The 16185-nt window shown below is 56.2% G+C and carries 12 protein-coding genes; 5 read left to right on the top strand and 7 right to left on the bottom strand.

All coding sequences use genetic code 11. The features are described from left to right. Positions 1–235: 235 nt before the first annotated feature. Entirely contained in the window at positions 236–2212 is a 1977-nt protein-coding gene (locus HNE_RS12175; RefSeq protein WP_011647456.1) for an acyltransferase family protein, read from the top strand. A gap of 234 nt (positions 2213–2446) precedes the next feature. Further along, on the top strand, positions 2447–3697 hold the full coding sequence (locus HNE_RS12170; RefSeq protein WP_035590974.1) for a cation:proton antiporter: 1251 nt from the start codon (positions 2447–2449) through the stop codon (positions 3695–3697). Positions 3698–3753: 56 nt separating this feature from the next. Here the strand turns inward: HNE_RS12170 and phnE are convergent, their stop codons facing one another. Genes phnE through HNE_RS12155 form a run of 3 tightly spaced genes read right to left on the bottom strand, consistent with a single transcriptional unit; the run spans position 3754 to position 6481 of the window. Further along, on the bottom strand, positions 3754–4776 hold the full coding sequence (gene phnE, locus HNE_RS12165; RefSeq protein WP_011647454.1) for a phosphonate ABC transporter, permease protein PhnE: 1023 nt from the start codon (positions 4774–4776) through the stop codon (positions 3754–3756). Further along, complete coding sequence (locus HNE_RS12160; RefSeq protein ID WP_011647453.1) at positions 4773–5558, bottom strand: phosphonate ABC transporter ATP-binding protein; 786 nt, start codon at positions 5556–5558, stop codon at positions 4773–4775. The genes phnE and HNE_RS12160 overlap by 4 nt, the downstream gene beginning before the upstream one ends. Next, entirely contained in the window at positions 5558–6481 is a 924-nt protein-coding gene (locus HNE_RS12155) for a phosphate/phosphite/phosphonate ABC transporter substrate-binding protein (protein ID WP_011647452.1), read from the bottom strand. Before HNE_RS12155 ends, HNE_RS12160 begins: the two co-directional genes overlap by 1 nt. Positions 6482–6679: 198 nt before the next feature. On the opposite strand from HNE_RS12155, the gene HNE_RS12150 reads away from it, so the two are divergent. Beyond that, positions 6680–7582 (top strand): MurR/RpiR family transcriptional regulator, encoded by a 903-nt coding sequence (locus tag HNE_RS12150; protein WP_035590971.1) that lies wholly within the window; start codon positions 6680–6682, stop codon positions 7580–7582. On the opposite strand, the gene HNE_RS12145 is transcribed toward HNE_RS12150, so the two are convergent. Continuing rightward, on the bottom strand, positions 7569–8354 hold the full coding sequence (locus HNE_RS12145; protein ID WP_011647450.1) for an HAD-IIA family hydrolase: 786 nt from the start codon (positions 8352–8354) through the stop codon (positions 7569–7571). The two genes, HNE_RS12150 and HNE_RS12145, sit on opposite strands and share 14 nt — an antisense overlap. A 195-nt stretch (positions 8355–8549) precedes the next feature. On the opposite strand from HNE_RS12145, the gene HNE_RS12140 reads away from it, so the two are divergent. Both HNE_RS12140 and HNE_RS12135 read left to right on the top strand, forming a co-directional pair. Further along, on the top strand, positions 8550–11189 hold the full coding sequence (locus HNE_RS12140) for a TonB-dependent receptor plug domain-containing protein (RefSeq protein ID WP_233351907.1): 2640 nt from the start codon (positions 8550–8552) through the stop codon (positions 11187–11189). A gap of 124 nt (positions 11190–11313) precedes the next feature. Further along, positions 11314–12849 carry an alkaline phosphatase D family protein gene (locus HNE_RS12135; RefSeq protein ID WP_011647448.1) on the top strand — a complete coding sequence of 512 codons (1536 nt, stop codon included), beginning with the start codon at positions 11314–11316 and terminating at the stop codon, positions 12847–12849. Positions 12850–12917: 68 nt separating this feature from the next. On the opposite strand, the gene HNE_RS18075 is transcribed toward HNE_RS12135, so the two are convergent. The 3 genes from HNE_RS18075 to HNE_RS12120 form a co-directional block, all read right to left on the bottom strand. Next, entirely contained in the window at positions 12918–13811 is an 894-nt protein-coding gene (locus HNE_RS18075; RefSeq protein ID WP_011647447.1) for an OmpA family protein, read from the bottom strand. A 12-nt stretch (positions 13812–13823) separates the two neighbouring features. Continuing rightward, a complete protein-coding gene (locus tag HNE_RS12125; protein WP_011647446.1) occupies positions 13824–14177 on the bottom strand; it encodes a DUF4398 domain-containing protein in 354 nt (117 codons plus the stop codon). Positions 14178–14293: 116 nt separating this feature from the next. Next, positions 14294–16180, bottom strand: a complete 1887-nt coding sequence (locus tag HNE_RS12120; protein ID WP_011647445.1) for a PhoX family protein — start codon at positions 16178–16180, stop codon at positions 14294–14296. Positions 16181–16185 lie beyond the last annotated feature (5 nt).

Below are 16185 nucleotides of genomic sequence, written 5' to 3'. Positions count from 1 at the left end.
CCGTGGCAGAGATATGTCTCAGATCTCGTGTAAATCGGCCGGTCAGATCGCCCAACAGCGGCCCGCGTCACGCCGCTCGGGTAACAAGCACCAAAGGGGCCCTCCCTCGTGCTTGGGCGGGGGCTGGTTTTACATCACTGCTGGCACAGCTCTTGCTGTTTATAGATGCTCAGAACAAACTCATTCCAGGGTCGGCGAATTTACCCCCTTCTTTGGTGTATGAAAAAGGGATCAGATGACCAGCAATAACGCGCACGCGGCCGGATATTACAGGTCCGATGTCGATGGCTTGAGAGCTGTCGCGGTCACATCTGTTGTCCTGTTTCATGCCAGTCCGTCGGCCCTTCCAGGGGGATTTCTCGGCGTAGACATATTTTTTGTCATCTCCGGTTACCTGATCGGCACGATCCTCCTGAAGGAGCTCAGCGCTCCGAAGGTGTCCTTTTGGAGTTTTATTCTTGGCTTCTATGCGCGCCGGGCAAGACGCATTTTGCCGGCGCTCTTTGCGGTCATCGTGATTTCTCTGTGTCTTGCCTGGGCGATCCTCACTCGGGAGGAGATGATATTCTTTTCCAACTCGGCAGCCATGGCGATTGCCGGGGTTTCTAATATTCAGTTCTGGCGGTACACAGATTATTTTGGCCCCGGTTCGAACGAAATACCCTTGCTGATGACTTGGTCCCTAGGGGTCGAGGAGCAGTTTTATTTTATTGTCCCGTTGTTGATTTTCGGCCTCATGCGGCTGGGCAACAAGGCTGTCTGGATAGGCATTTCGTTAATCTTCGCAGCGAGTCTGATGGCATCTGCCTGGCTATCCAGCCGTGATCCGAGTTTTGCCTACTATATGTTGCCGACCAGAGCCTGGGAGCTTGCCGCAGGTGTCTTGCTGGCCCTGTGGCACCGAACGCCAGGTGGCGCGATGACGGGGACCGGGAAGGAAAATATCTTCGCGACGCTTGGTGCGGTTCTCCTGATCATCTCATTTATATTCATTGACGAGCAGATGGATATTCCGGGGTTTGTAACACTCGCTCCGATTGCTGGCACGGTCCTTCTGATCCATTTTCGAGACTCCTGGTTTAATCGCCGCGTTTTGTCATTTGCCCCTATGGTGGGAGTGGGATTAATTTCCTATTCTTGGTATCTCTGGCACTGGCCACTTATGGCATTCGTTCGCGTCGCATCTCCCTTTGAGCCCGCGATTGGAACCATGCTTATGATCGCGGTTGTAAGCGGTGGAATGGGTTATCTTTCATGGCGGTATATCGAACAGCCCTTCCGTCGCCCTCAAGGCCGTCCCCTGTTCACGATCATGCGGTTCGGAACAGCAGCAAGCGTCATTGTTGCCACTGCGGTGACCATAAGATTAGCTGACGGAGCCCCCGAGAGGTTGCCGGCGCTCGCCCACAAAGTTGATAATTTCGTTATAACCGGACGCGGCGAATGCCGGCTAAGCGCTGGAGAACTAGATCTGTTGGCGGATGAAACGTGCCGTCCTCCTGGCACATCTCCCGCAATTGCGTTGATCGGAGATAGTCATGCTTCGGCTCTCGGGCCGGGCCTGAAAGAATACGTAACATCGCGAGGCTATCGTCTCATCCAGATTTCCAAATCTGCTTGCCGCCCGATACTTGGAACGGGGACTACCGTCCCAAAATATACTGGGCATGCGGAATGTGTCGAGTTTGCCGAGCGCGCCATCAGTTATGCTGAAAATGATCCAAGTATCGAACTCGTAATCCTCTCAGGTCGCTGGAAAGATGTTGATGAGGATGAGTTGGGTGCCTTCCAAAGTAATCTGGAATTGACAACGGGAAGGCTGGTATCGGCAGGGAAGAGCGTATTGCTTGTTGGTGATGTTCCGTATTTTAACGTGCACGGACCCAAATTCCTGCTCGCCTCTGGTATGCCCATGCGCGCCTCCATTGCTCGAATGAACAGCGTATTTGCTGGAGAACAATCACCCGAAGCAGAGCCTTTGGCGAATATAGAGCCTATGATGGAGGAACATGCTCAAAATACTGATAATGTTCAGTTTAAATCCCTGCGCCACGTGTTCTGTGATCGGGAAGACAATTGTTCTTTCTCGGATGAGCGTGGTCTTTTGTTCATTGATTGGCACCACCTTTCCCTGGTCGGTTCAAAAAGTGTGGATTGGTCGGAACTTGGCTTGAGCACTCCAGGCACTCAGGCCATCGAGACTGCCCCCTGAGATCTGGCGATAAACCAGTAGAATTGGGGAATTTGTTCTAACTTTCTGACTCTACAATAGTTTTCGTCGCACTGGGGACATAGATTTCCTAAGTATCATTAGATGCTTGAGGGAACGCCGTCTCCATTGATGCGTTAATGTCCGCCTTGTTCGAGTGCGCGTCTGATCTTTGGGGTGTGCAGCCATAACTCTCTTTTGTCAGGGATGCACACCGATGGTGCTGATGACGCATATATGAGCCAGATGTTTGAGTTCAGTTCCTACCACATCCTGTTGGTCGCCCTCGGTGCCCTCATCCTGCTGTCCCACTGGGTCCCACGATACTTTTCCGGCAGAGAGCCTGCTTCATCTGCTTTGCTGATGAGTGGTGGGGTCGCGCTGTCTTTCCTGATGCCGGACCTCGCAGACTGGCTGTCGCCGCTCAACGCCAATAAGCTTTGGGAGGTTTCCACTGAGCTCTGCGTTATCATAGGGCTGTTCGGCGTTGGGCTCAGCATCGACAACATCACAGCCAAAGGAAAATGGCGATCGACTGTCCGGCTTCTTCTGATCTTGATGCCGGCGACGATGCTCCTGACAATTCTGGCGGGCACTTTGCTCGTGGGTCTCGCTCTGCCGGCAGCGGTATTGTTGAGCGCAGTTATCGCGCCAACTGACCCGGTTCTCGCTAAAGATGTCCAGGTTGGGCCGCCAAGTCAGGGCAAGGAGCATCCTGTGCGATTTGCCCTTACCACTGAAGCAGGTTTGAACGACGGATTGGCATTTCCATTCGTATACCTTGGCATCACGATGATTGCGGCAGGAACGCTAAGCTCCGATTTGCTTATGGAGTGGGTCGCTCGCGATGTTCTCTATAAGATAGTCGTTGGTGTGATCGTCGGTATCGTACTGGGAAAGATGCTCGGACATATCGTTTTCCGGTTACCCCGGAATAATCCGCTTTCAGAAACGCAGGCGGACATTCTAGCGCTTACTGGTATTGTACTGACATATGGCGCCGCAGAGCTTGCTGAAGGGTATGGTTTTATCGCCGTCTTTGTGGCGGGCGCGATGCTGCGGCAGCAAAGCGCCGAAGATAAGTTCCACGGTAGGCTTTACAGCTTCATCCAGGCCTTGGAGCATACGCTGACAGCAATACTGCTTATTGGGCTGGGCGCTGTGATGCCAGGCGTTCTGGCCGATCTGAAGTTCGAATATGTTCTGCTCGTGATCCTGTTGATTTTTGTAGTCCGCCCTGTTGTCGGCTGGTTGGCCTTGTCGGGCACTGGCCTGAACGGACGGCAGAAATTCGTGACCGCTGCCTATGGCATCAAGGGGATCGGCTCGGTGTACTATCTGGCATATGCTCAGTCGCATCTTCCGGATTTTGAAGGGCTCAAAGCCCTTTGGACCATCACCGTGCTCCTGATTTTCTCATCGACGATCATTCACGGACTAAGCGCAGGATTTGCATTGTCCCGTGCCACGGAACGCGATGTCAAATAGGGGCCACCCGCCGGGCGATGAAACCTGGCGCGGTTTGGCAAGCGAAAGGGGCCAGATCAAATAGTGTGGCGCCGCAGGTTTCCCGAAATGAAATCCAGGATTAAAACCGTGATGAAAATGATCAGCAGGATCGTGCCGACATGGCCGTATTGGAGCATATCGAAGCGGCCCTTCAATTCTTGCCCGATACCTCCGGCGCCTACGAGCCCGATAACGGTTGCCATGCGGATATTGCGGTCAACCACATAAAGTGTAAGCGCGACGAATGAGGGGATCACATTCGGGATAACCGCAATCCGGAGAACGGTCAGCGGGCCAGCGCCAAGTGCAGTGAGCGCTTCCTGAGGACGGATATCGGCGGTCTCTACTTCCTCGGCATAGAATTTTGCCAGGAATCCAATGCTGTGGATAGCCAAAGCCAAAATTCCGGCGACCGGACCAAAGCCAAACAGAAGGACGAGAAACAGAGCGCTGACAAGCTCAGGAATTGTTCGTGTGAAGGAAACGAAAGCGCGCACGCCAGCGCGGATCAGCGGGTGAGGCGTAAAATTCATTGCCGCTAACGGCATCAGCAGTAGGCTGGCAACCATGGCAATCACGCTCGCCCAGATGGCCATTTCAATCGATTGAAGCATCTTGCTGCAAACATAGAAGACATATCCGAATGGCTGTACAAGGACATTTTGAGGTATTTGGCGCGTTTCAATTTCCAGTGTTTCGGGATTGAGCGCCGTTTCCTGAGTAAATGATCGCTCAACATATGCGAAGACAGGAAGCTTATTGTCGCCTGGAATATTATCTGCCGAAAGCAGAGTGCGCTCGTCTAAAACAATGGGAAACATCTTGTCGGAAATAGATGTCAGGCCGCGTTCGATCTGCGAAGTGTCCTGCCTGCCCGCCAGGGACGCAATCAATTCCCCGGCATTGCCGGTCAGAACACCTAGCTCCACGCGCGGAGCAGACCAGATCATGAATATCAGTCCCGCAATCAGAAAGATCAGTGAACGTACGCCAAATACTGGCTTTCGGCGCCAGACATTGGGCAATCGATCAACCGGCGGGTTGGCGATCGCCGTCATGCTGCGCCGCTCCTTTTGGGGGGGATCGCAGAGCGTTCCAGAAAGCCTGACAACTCGGCCGGGCAGTCATTAAACACCGGGCGTCCGTTTCTCATGACGACGATACGATCTGCAAATTCGCGCGCCAGATCCATCTGATGCAACGAACAAAGAACCGCGATGCCGCGATCCTTTGCCGCCCGCCGGAGCAGGGCGAGGATGATACGCGAAGTTTGCGGGTCCAGACTTGCCACCGGCTCGTCCGCAAGAATAAGTAAAGGGGTTCCCATTAGGGCGCGGGCAATGCCTACGCGCTGGCGCTGCCCTCCGGAAAGCTCCCGTGCGCGCCGGTTGGCTTGCGCCTCAGTTAGCCCAACTTCATCAAGCAGCTGGCACGCAGCATCCACGACCGGGCGTGGATACATCCGGAGCATCAGTCTCCAGAATGGAAGGCTGCCCGCGCAGCCAGCCATTACATTATCCAGAACGCTCAGCCGATCGATCAGCCCATGATCCTGATGCACCATGCCAAGGCGCTGGCGGGCCTTACGGCGTGTGGGGGGCGCCATCTTTATGCCGCCAATAGTGACAGTGCCGCTGCTGGTCGGGACAAGGCCAGAGATGAGACGTAGCAGTGTGGACTTCCCTGAACCTGACGGCCCGAGAATGACGCAAAACTCTCCGGCCTGAACTTCGAGATTAAAGCGGCTTAACGCGACAACTCCACCCGCATAAACCGCGCTCGTGTTTTCCAGACAAAGGACAGGAAGGGCGGCGCTCTCCAAAGCAGGTTCGTCTGTCATTAGCGGTATGTGCCTGCGCGGCGGATCATGGCGGCCGTAAAGGTAGCGTCGATCTTTTCCACTGGGGAGAAAGCGGTGTCGAAGTCGGAATCTGTAAGCGTGGTATCGTAGCGGTCGACCTGTTTGCCACCATAGCCGCGAATATCTTCCGGGCGAATGCCAGGTAGCTCGTGAAGCCGGCTGACGATGCTCCGCAGCTTTGCCGATGTGGCACCAGGCATGGACTGCGCAACGACCAGCGGCGGATTGGGGATAGGCCTGGAGCGGCCAATTACCCGAAAGCGCGACGGATCAATTGCGCCGGAATTTGCCGCGCGCTCAAACGATACAAACGAAGCAGCGGCGGCGTCCACCAATCCATTGTCGAGGGCCATAAGTCCACTCGTGTGGCTGTCACCAATACGGACCTCGGAAATATCCTTGAGCGGATCAATACCGGATTCCAAAAGAATGCTTGCAGGAAATACGAATGAGCTCGCCGACTGGGGAGGGCCAAAGGCAACGGATTTTCCGTTGAGCTCCGCAGAAGAGGTAATTCCGGACTCCTTCAGCGCAAAGATGCCAGCGTAATACGTCGCGCTTCCACCGGTTGACTCAACGGCCAGAAGTTCAACGCAGCCCCGGTCCCGAGCCTCGCGATAGGAGACGGGGCCAAGCCAGGCAATGTCAGCCAGACCCGTGCACACCGCTTCAATGGCAGCGCCATAACTCTGGCCGACGCGGACGCGGAAAGAGAGCCCGCTGGCTTGGGTTATCGCATCGAACAGAGGGAGAAAATCCGCCTTGGTGCCATCTTCAGTACCGCCATCGGCCGGAATTAGGATGACCTCCAGCGGTCGAGCAGGGCTTCCGTCCCGGATCTGCGCGTTCGCCTGAGCCAGGACCAACAGGCACAAACAGACGAAGCTGAGGATCTGGCGCATCGCGGGTATTCCCTGGAAAACTCAGGAAAGGCGTACCGGCAAGCGGCAACACAAATATGACGGATCGGGTAATTTTCTCTTGTTTTATGAATTTTATTCAATTCTGTTTATGATAGATTTCGTTTTCCCATAGAGTCCTGCATAGGTTGTGAAGCCTGAGAACTCTAGGCGTCCAGCGCGCAAAGGACCGGATACAGAATGTCAAAAGTAGTGAAAGGGGCCAAACCTGCTCGCCCGTCCAGCAAGGATACTTCGGTCGTCAGCAATGTGCTGAGCCGTATTCGGGTGCGCCAGGCATCCCTCGGTCCCAGCACGCGCTCAATTGCCGAATTCGTACTGGAAAACCCTCGCCGGGTGGTTGGCATGTCGGTGACCGAATTGGCGTCGGAGACGGGGGCGAGTGATGGCAGCGTCGTCAATTTCTGTCGGCAGTTGGGCTTGACGGGTTTCCAGCAGCTCAAGCTCAGCCTTGCGCAGGATACAGTACAGCCGGTGCAATTCATTCAGGAGGATCTGCAGCGCGGCGACGATACAAATACAATTTGCCGGAAGATGTTCCATGCTGGCGTCCAGGCGTTACGCGATACGTTATCGGTGGTCGATGCAGATGCAATTGATCTTGCAGTTGAAACAATCCGCGCAGCAGATCGCATAGAGATATACGGAATAGGCTCGTCCGCACCGGTTGCAGAGGACGCTCAGTATCGCATGTTGCGGATTGGGATTGATGCTAGAGTCGTGGTCGATAGCCACATCCAGGCGATCAGCGCATCCCGCACCGGGCCGAATGTTGCCGTACTGACCATATCCCACTCCGGTGCAACTCACGAGACATTGTCGGCAACCCGGTTGGCGCATGAAGCGGGTGCAAAAACGATCGTCATTACGAATTTTGCCAACTCTCCAATCCAGGCCTATGCCGACATCAAACTCTACACGATGTCGCGCGAGACACGTTTTCGTACCGAAGCCATGACCAGCCGGATTGCACAGCTGTGCGTGATAGATACGCTGATTGCCGCTCTCGCAATGGCTGACTACGACCGCGCCACGGAAACGCTTCGCGAAACGTTTGACGTACTCTCGATCAAGCGTTTCTAAGGGTTTCCAAGAGCGATTGGAAGAAGGCTGCCGGCGACGGCGTCACCAGTAATGCCGGCATGCCAAGCTTGCGCGCGCCATCAATATCCGTTGCGGGATTGTCCCCCAGCATGATTGTCCTGGCAGGTTGGGTGCCCAGGATTCGGCAGGCTTCCGTAAACAGGGCAGGAGATGGCTTGCCGATTGTTTCAACTGAAGTTTCTGACAGATCGACGGCTGCGCTCAGTGCGGCGAAGATCGCGCCGGTTTCCGGCCGTATACGGGCATTTGCGCCGCGATGCGAACCATCGGGATTGGCGAGGATGACGCTCGCGCCACCGGCAAGGCAATTGGCGGCCCGCTCCAGCGCGGCGTAGGTAAGGCGTGTGTCGCGCATGACGATAACAACCTGCGCCTCTTCCCGAACCACTTCCAGACCGCATCGCAACGCATAGGCCTTCATTGCAGGACTGCCAAGTATCATGGCGCGCTTCCATCCCTTTGCTGCTGCATGCCGAATGGCGGAGACGCCGGCAAGCAGGACACGGTCGGGCTTGAGAGCGATGCCTGACTGTTTCAGAATCGCGTGAATATCCTCCATAGTGTTCGTGGAATTATTGGAGAGTATGACGAGCCTCGGTTGAACAGCGCGAAGGAACTCCGCCGCTTCCGGAACAAGAACATTGTCTATGGCGCAGCATCCATCCCAGTCGACGATAAAGCCGCCGGCCGATCTGATGATGGATACTGACTCGCGAATTCGGGTGCCTTCAAGCGGGATCACATTCTTCATGCGGCCGCTTTAAACGAATTGAATAATCTTCAAAATACAGAAAATTCAAAATGAGAAAAATTTATATTAGGATTACAGAAGCTTCACTGCGGCGTCACAATGTGCCGGTAACCCAACTCCTGCGCGGTGAGAAGACCTGCGCCAAGCATTTGCGGCTGTACCGGCGCGGTCCGGTTCAGCCTGAACCTCGGAGGGGTGACGGTGATATACGATCTGAGAAAGAAACTGTTGTGGAGTGTCGGGGCCGTATTGGTTTCGGCCAGTTTTGCTGCGCCTGTCATGGCGCAGACCGAGGCTGCAGAAGAAGATGAAGCCCGCCTCAGCACGGTGCTGGTCGAGGGCCGCCGCGTGGACGAAGCGACGCCCCTGGCGATTGATATGGTTCAGTTCGGCAATCAGGTTCAGTTGATTGATGCTGAAAAAATCGAAACCGGCGGGTTTACAAATTTCGGCGAGGCCGCAGCCGGTCTGATCCGCGGTGCCAACATCGGTTACTCGCCTGATGAAGGCGAATTCACGATCCGCATTGACGGCGGAACTGACCGGGACACGCTGTTGCTGGTCGACGGCGTTCCCTACTTTGACCGGTCCAGCCCGTCAGAAGATCTTTGGCCAGCCACGGCCATTGATCCGCGCATGATTGATAGTGTCGAAGTCTATCGCGGCGGCCAATCGTTGTACTTTGGATCAAACGGTGGGTTGGGTGTCGTCAGTGTAAAGACAAAAGAACCGGATGGCACCAAAAAGGGTCAAATCGGTGTCTATGGCGGTTCGTTCAAGACGCGCGAGATTTATGGCAACGTGTCTATGCCGATTGATGCGGAAGGAAAGCATAGCTTCCTCGTCTATGGCCGCTCCTATCATTCCGATGCACATGAACTCTTCGATGTTTCTGCTTTCGGGGACAACGTCCTCGCGCTTGGCGGATTTCAGCCATATCCCTATGACTTCAACAGCCTGGGCGCTAAATACCTCTGGCAAATTGATGCAACTTCGGAGCTCCGCCTCGGAGCGAGCTTCTCGACCATCGATTTCCATGACTCCTTCCCAAACTCGACAGTATTTGCGCAGAACTTCACGGAGTTCCCGATCTATACCGCAAACTACGAGAAGTCGTTCTCGGACAATTTCCGGATCGAAGTTGACTCCCACTGGCAGAAGCCTCAGCTGAAAAATCACGAAGTTTTGGCTCGCGTCTGCCGCACGCCCCGTCTTCAGGACTTGCCGGAAAATGTGCGTGCGCTTGCTTCCGAACAGGGGATTACCGATTTCGCTTCCGCAGCCCAATTCGAGGCATTTGCGGCGACTGTGCCAAATCTTTCGGCTGGATGTGTCACAAATCCTTATGGCACGACGGGCGGAGCGGCGACCAGCGCGCAGAATGGTTGGATGGTGAACCAAGACCCCAACAGCCCCTATTTCGGGCAAGCGTATGGAACAGTTCAAAATCCGTTCCCGATCGGCGCGCCTATCGGATACATGGTTGAGACGACGACGTCTTTTGGAGACAATACTCCGGTCAAGGGCTTTGGATCTACGGACAATCGCCGGTCAGGCTATATTGATTACGGCATCAATGCCCGCGGCACCTATCGGCTCAATGACCTGGTCGAAGTTGTTGGTGGCCTTCAGTACACAGCCTATGAAGATGCCTCCGATGACTCTTTCGGGGTCAAGGATACCAAGGTCACCACGACCGGCGTCTATGGCGATCTGCGTCTCAGCCTCCCGGTTCTGGAGGGGCTCAACGGTTCTTTCGCAATCCGTCAGGATTTCAATGACGGCTTCGATGACCAAATGATCTACAAGGTCGGCCTTCGCCAGAATCTTCCGGCCGGATTTTACGCGCGCGCCAGTGGCGGTACATCCTACTCCGCTCCCAAGATTGACGAGATAGGCGCCTATGGGGCCAATCAAAATCTCAATCCTGGGCTTGAGCCGCAGTCAGTCGAAGCCCTCAATGCCGGCTTCGGGATGGACGGCACATTCGGTGATGCGACATTCAACATCGAGCTGGGCTACTTTCAGACAGATATTGAAAATCTCTTCGGCACACGGTCGGTAGAGTCAGTCTGCCTTCAATACGAAGGAAACCCATTCGATCTCGACATCATCAATCGCAACCGCGAGAACATTGTTCCTCCCGATGCGTTCTGCTCCACAGCCGCAAGCAGCGGGCTCGATGGCGCAGAAGTTGTCGCGGTCAACACGCGCGCGATCCAGGAAATTGAGGGGTTCACGGTCGATCTGGCATTCGATTATGGCGCATTCTCCGGGGACCTTTCCTATACCATGATGGACTCTCTTGAGCCCAATCCGGTGTTCGGCCTTCCTGCGCGCCTTGATGGCACAACGACGGATCTCGATTTCGTTACACCGGGTGCTGCGGGATCAGATGAAAAGCGCCAATCTGGCGAACGTCCAGAATGGACACTATCAGCGCTGCTGACCTACAAGCCGACCGAGCAATGGATATTTGCGCTCAACCCGCGCCTTCAGGGTGCGGAGTGGGCTCACGCTCCAACGACAGCGGCTCGCCTGGTTGACGCGGATGGCAACCGCGTAGTCGACGATGTAAATTTTGGCGATTACTTCGTGCTCAATGGCTCCATTCAGTATTTCTTCGGCGAGGACCGTCAACACCGCATTCTGATCCGCGGCGTGAATCTGCTCGATGAAGGTTACTATGAGCGATACTCTGGCGGTGCTTCCTTGACGCTCGACAGAGCCGTTGTGCGCGGCGAGATCGGCGTCAACGACAGTGCATATTATCGCCAATACGGCTGGAACGGAAAACCCCGCTCGGCCTGGGTGCAGTATGAGTACCGCTTCTGATCTGGCGTGGCGGTGAGGGTAAGCCTCACCGCCTTGTCATCCCGGCTGGCCGCTGCCCCCGGAGTGGCCAGCCGGCCCTTCTCCTCTCATCGATCATTCGGTTGTCTGAAGAAAGCCTGATCCCATGTTCTCTCGCAGATCATTTATCGTACTCGCCGGCGCCGCTGCCGCGGCCTCGCAGCAGCGTAGCCGGGCACAAACCGGCGCACGCTTTTTCTCTCTCGGCATTGCTTCTGGTTCCCCTGGTCCAGATAGTGTCATCCTCTGGACACGCCTCGCGCCTGATCCGCTGAACGGCGGCGGCATGACGCCCGGACGCGCAGATGTGCGGGTGCGCGTGGCGCGCGATCCGGCGATGCGGAATGTCATCCGTGACGATATGGTCGCGACGACCGGTGCGAAAGCCCATTCGGTGCATTACAAGGTTGAGGGCCTCGAGCCTGGCCGCGAGTACTGGTACCAGTTCAGCTATGACGGTGAGGATACCGTTATAGGGCGCACACGAACGACAAATCCGAAAGATGCCGAAGCGAGGATCGCGCTGGCCTATTGTCAGAGTTATGAGGGCGGGTTCTATGCCGCCTATCGCGATATGGCCGAGTGGTTGCCCGATCTCGTAATTCATACTGGTGACTACATTTATGAAGGCGGCATTGGAAAGCTCGGCGCGACGATGCGCGATGTGGGCGGAGGTGAGCGCCGGCTGTTTGAGACCGTGCGCCTTCACAACAGCTCTGAGATCGTCAGCCTGTTCGATTACCGCAACCGGTACGCGCTCTATAAATCCGATCCCGATCTGCAGGCAGCCCATGCGGCGGCGCCCTGGATCGTCGCAATGGACGATCATGAGATCGATAATAACTGGGCCGGAGACCTGCCTCAGGACCCCGACAAGCAGACGGCACTCGAATTCAAGGTCCGCAAGCTTGCCGCTTTTCAGGCATATTACGAGCACATGCCTATTGAAGCGCCCCCGGTCATCAGTGGGGTTCAGTCTGGTTTGCAGATGTATGGGCTCTACCGGCTCGGACCTGCGCAGGTGCATCTTCTGGACACCCGTCAGTTCCGCACAAACCAGCCCTGTGGTGATGGCCGAAAGGTGTCTTGCGAGGAGGCCCTTGATCCTGCCCAGACGATGCTCGGCGGTGATCAGGAGAAGTGGCTATTTCGGGAGCTGACGCGCTCGAACGCGCCGTTCAACCTGATTGCCACGCAGGTCTGGTTCACGCCCTATCGCTACAATGCGCCGCCTGAAGCGCCGCAGATGAATTTCGACAGCTGGGATGGGTACCCGCTGGCGCGGCAACGCTTGTCCGATGTTCTCGCGCAAGGCGTCAGGAACCCTGTTTTCCTGACCGGTGACTGGCATACGGCAATGGCATCAACGGTTTATCAGACCCCCCTGGACACGCGTTCAAAACGGATCGGACACGAACTTGTCGGCGCTTCGATTTCGTCTGGCTGTCCCTGGGCAAGAGATATGGAAATCATGCGGGATGCCAATCCGCATGTCGCTCATCTCAACGGCAACAAGCGAGGCTATCTCCGGGTTACGGTAAAAAAAGACGACTGTATCGGAGACTTCCGGGTGGTCGAGGACGTCGGGCGTGCAAACTCGGCTGTCACAAGCGAGTTGGAAATCCATACAAAGGACATCTGATTCATGAATCTGCCGGGATGCTAAGTCCCGGCAGATTGTCTGTGTCAGGTGTTTAGTCTGAACCTCAACTAGTCGAGGATGGTGATCTCGACGCGCCGGTTGATCGCCCGGCCGGCAGCAGTGTCGTTTGAAGACAGCGGTGTGCTCTCACCAAGGCCGATAGTGTTGATGCGCCCGCTATCTACGCCGGTTGAAGCGAGGTAAGTCCCAACCGATGCTGCCCGCCGTGCCGAGAGATCCTGATTATAGGCTTCCGCGCCTTGCGAGTCGGTGTGTCCCGCAATCTGGATACGGGATTCCGGCTGCTTCGACAGGTACGAAGCAAGTGGCGCAAGCCGTCCCTGTGCGCCGCTTGTCAGGAGCGCAGACCCCGATGCAAATTGCAGATCCCGCAGGATCAGCGTAACGCCAAGATCTGTTTTCGTTTGCTCATAGTCTGCAAGTTCGGCCGTAAGGGCCGCCGCGCGGGCTTCTGCGGCCAAACGGGCCGTTTCAGAGGCGGCGCTGTCGGCGACTGCGCCCGCTGCTACAGCGTCCGAGCGATCGGCGCGGTTTTCTGCGACAGTAGTGGCGGCCTCAGCAGACGCCACTTCACGCATTCTGGCTTGTGAGACCACTTCTGCGCGCTGAGTGTTCAGACTTTCAATCTGCGTGTTGGCTTCACGTTGCAAGCCGCGCGTTTCAGCGAGCATCACATAGCCTTCTCCCATGCGGACGGTATGGATGTATTCATCCGTTTTGCCGCGCATGTAATAATCGCGCGCTTCGGCGAGAGCCGTATCGGCTTTCTCCACGGCTGAGCGACCGGTTTCCATCGTGGCAGGATCAGCCTTGGCTTGTTGAAGCGACGCTTCGGCGGCGAGCAGTCTAGGGCTCGGGTCGGGTACGGACGAACAGGCGCCAATCGATAGTGACAGGGAGAGCGCAGCGAGACCGGCAGACTTTTTAAGAGTATGTTTCATGGTCATGTCTTTCTATGAATTCAGTTCGCGGCGTAACGTTGCGATACCAGTCTCGATTTCAGAGACGGTGCGTTCCAGCGCTTGGAGTTTGATCTTTTCCTGGACGATTTCGACCTGAAGCGACGCTTCAGAGGAGCGCCAGACAGACTGCTCTTCATTGTTCTTTTCCTCCGCTGCGCGCGCTTCGCTCAGCCGGAGTTGCGCTTCCTGGAAGTTGGCGGGTGCCGCCGAAGAGGCGTCAGCGCTGTTTAGCGCGGCGATCTGCGCTTCTGTCCGGATGAGTTCATCGCGGTCGGCGTCGGCGAAAGCTGCGGGCGCAGCAAGCAGAAGCGCGCCCATCAGGGCCGCTGCAACAATCTTTTTCATGGAAATCTCCTCGGCCGCTCCAGGTGAGGAGCATGGCGCGTTCTGTTTAAACGTGCCTTGGGCGCAAAGGTTCCCGGCTTTTCACCAAAAATATGGAGTCGACAGGGAGCGTTGGGTTACGAGCTGCCGATCGGCGCTCCGGCAACATGTGTAATGGCGATCACGGATGGCCTTGGAGGCAGACTTGGGTCGAAATCCGGCCAACGGGTTGAGGTCTTTTCAAGAGACGGGGTGTCTTCGCCCGGATGTTGTATGCCTACCAACAGGGTTTTGCCGTCATCAACGAAAAGCGGGCTGCAGCATTCAGCTCCGGAGGGCGGTGCGTAGAACAGCTTCGGAAGCGCCTGGCCAGACCCTTCGACATCCATCGCGTAGAGGCCATCATGACCGGAAGGTTGAACGCCGTCCGTACACACCCAGAGGCGTCCCTGAGGGTCAAAACCAATATTGTCGGGGTCGGTGAACCAACCTTTCATAGAGGTGGCGGGATGGAATTGCGCGCCGTGTGCGGTCTCTCCCGGATCACCGCAGAGCGCCAGAACGTCCCATTCAAACACGCTGGCGGCATGGTCGGGGCCTTTTGCTGTAGGCGGTGGGCGCAGCTCCAGGAGATGTCCAAACCTGTTATTGATCCTCGGATTGGCCGGGTCTGCAGCTGTCCTGTCAGCATTGCTGGTCAGCGCAATGATGACAGTGCCGGTCTCGGGATTGGGAGAAAATCCCTCTGGTGAATCCATGGGGGTTGCGCCTACCAGATCGGCTGCGCCACGCGTGTTGATCAATACATCGGCCTGAGAGTGAAACCCGTTATCCGGGGTCAGGGGTCCTTGTCCGTAAATCAGAGGTATCCAGCGCAACACGCCTTTTTCTTCGAAGCGGGCCACATAGAGGATGCCATGATCCAGTATGTCCCTGTTTGCAGCCGCTCCGCCCTGGAGCACGGCGTCCCGGCTGACAAATCGATAGCAATACTCAAACTCCCAATCGTCGCCGAGATAAACCACAACCCGCCCATCCGGGGACAACGCCGTGCTGGCGCCCTCATGGGCAAACCGTCCGAGCGCTGTTCGTTTTACAGGAACCGAATAGGGGTCTGACGGATCGATCTCGACGACCCATTCAAACCGGTTGGGCTCATTGGGCTCGTTCTGCAGATTGAAGCGCGGCGCTATGCGCGACCAGCCCCAGCGATTGTTCTCCGGTTCATCATAATAGTAGCGTTTCAGAAGGTCAGCGTCCGGCGTTGCCTGATAATCTCCCCCGAATATCCATCCGGCGCCTTCTTCGCAGGTGAGGATGGTACCCCATGGGGTCACCCCGCCATTACAGTTAGACAGGGTTCCAAGAACATGGCGACCCGTGGGGTCTGCGTGGGTGCGCAGCTTTGGGTGCCCCGCCGCGGGGCCGGAAATCAGCATGGGCGTCTGTGCGGTTATCCGCCGGTTGACGGCTGCGCCGCGTGATGCGTGCCACGTACCGTCTTCTGTCTGCATGCCAACGACAGACGCGCCGATGCACGCCATGGTCACCGCAATCTGATTATCGCTCATTTGCTCCGCAGCCGTATCTTCCGTCAATCCGCGCCACATAAGATGTGGGTTTGGATATTCATGATTGGCAAACAGCACGCCGGAACTTACGGATGCGGGGTCTTTCAGGAATGCGAGAAAGTCGTTGTTGACGCCAAACTGGCGCGCGGAAATTTCCGGCGTCAGCTTGTCAGGATCAAATTCAGGGACGCCGTCAAACAACGCATCACCCCATCGAATGATGACACGAGACCTGTAATTCTCCGGCAAAACCTCCCCCGGTGTCTTGAGGAGAGAGATTTCCCGGAAGGTCAAAGTGGAGGGATCGGCCGGTGAGCGGATGCCACAGCTTGCCAGGCTGGCCGCACCCAGGCCCAGCAAGACCGACCGGCGGGAAATGAGGCTGCCCAGCGGGGCAGCCTCTGTTCTCCGTCGAAAGGGTCTCGACAGGCCACGATCGTTTGAGACGCGCATGTGTT

Source organism: Hyphomonas neptunium ATCC 15444 (assembly GCF_000013025.1).
Classification (GTDB): Bacteria; Pseudomonadota; Alphaproteobacteria; order Caulobacterales; family Hyphomonadaceae; genus Hyphomonas; species Hyphomonas neptunia.
This window is presented reverse-complemented; position numbering and strand designations above follow the sequence as displayed.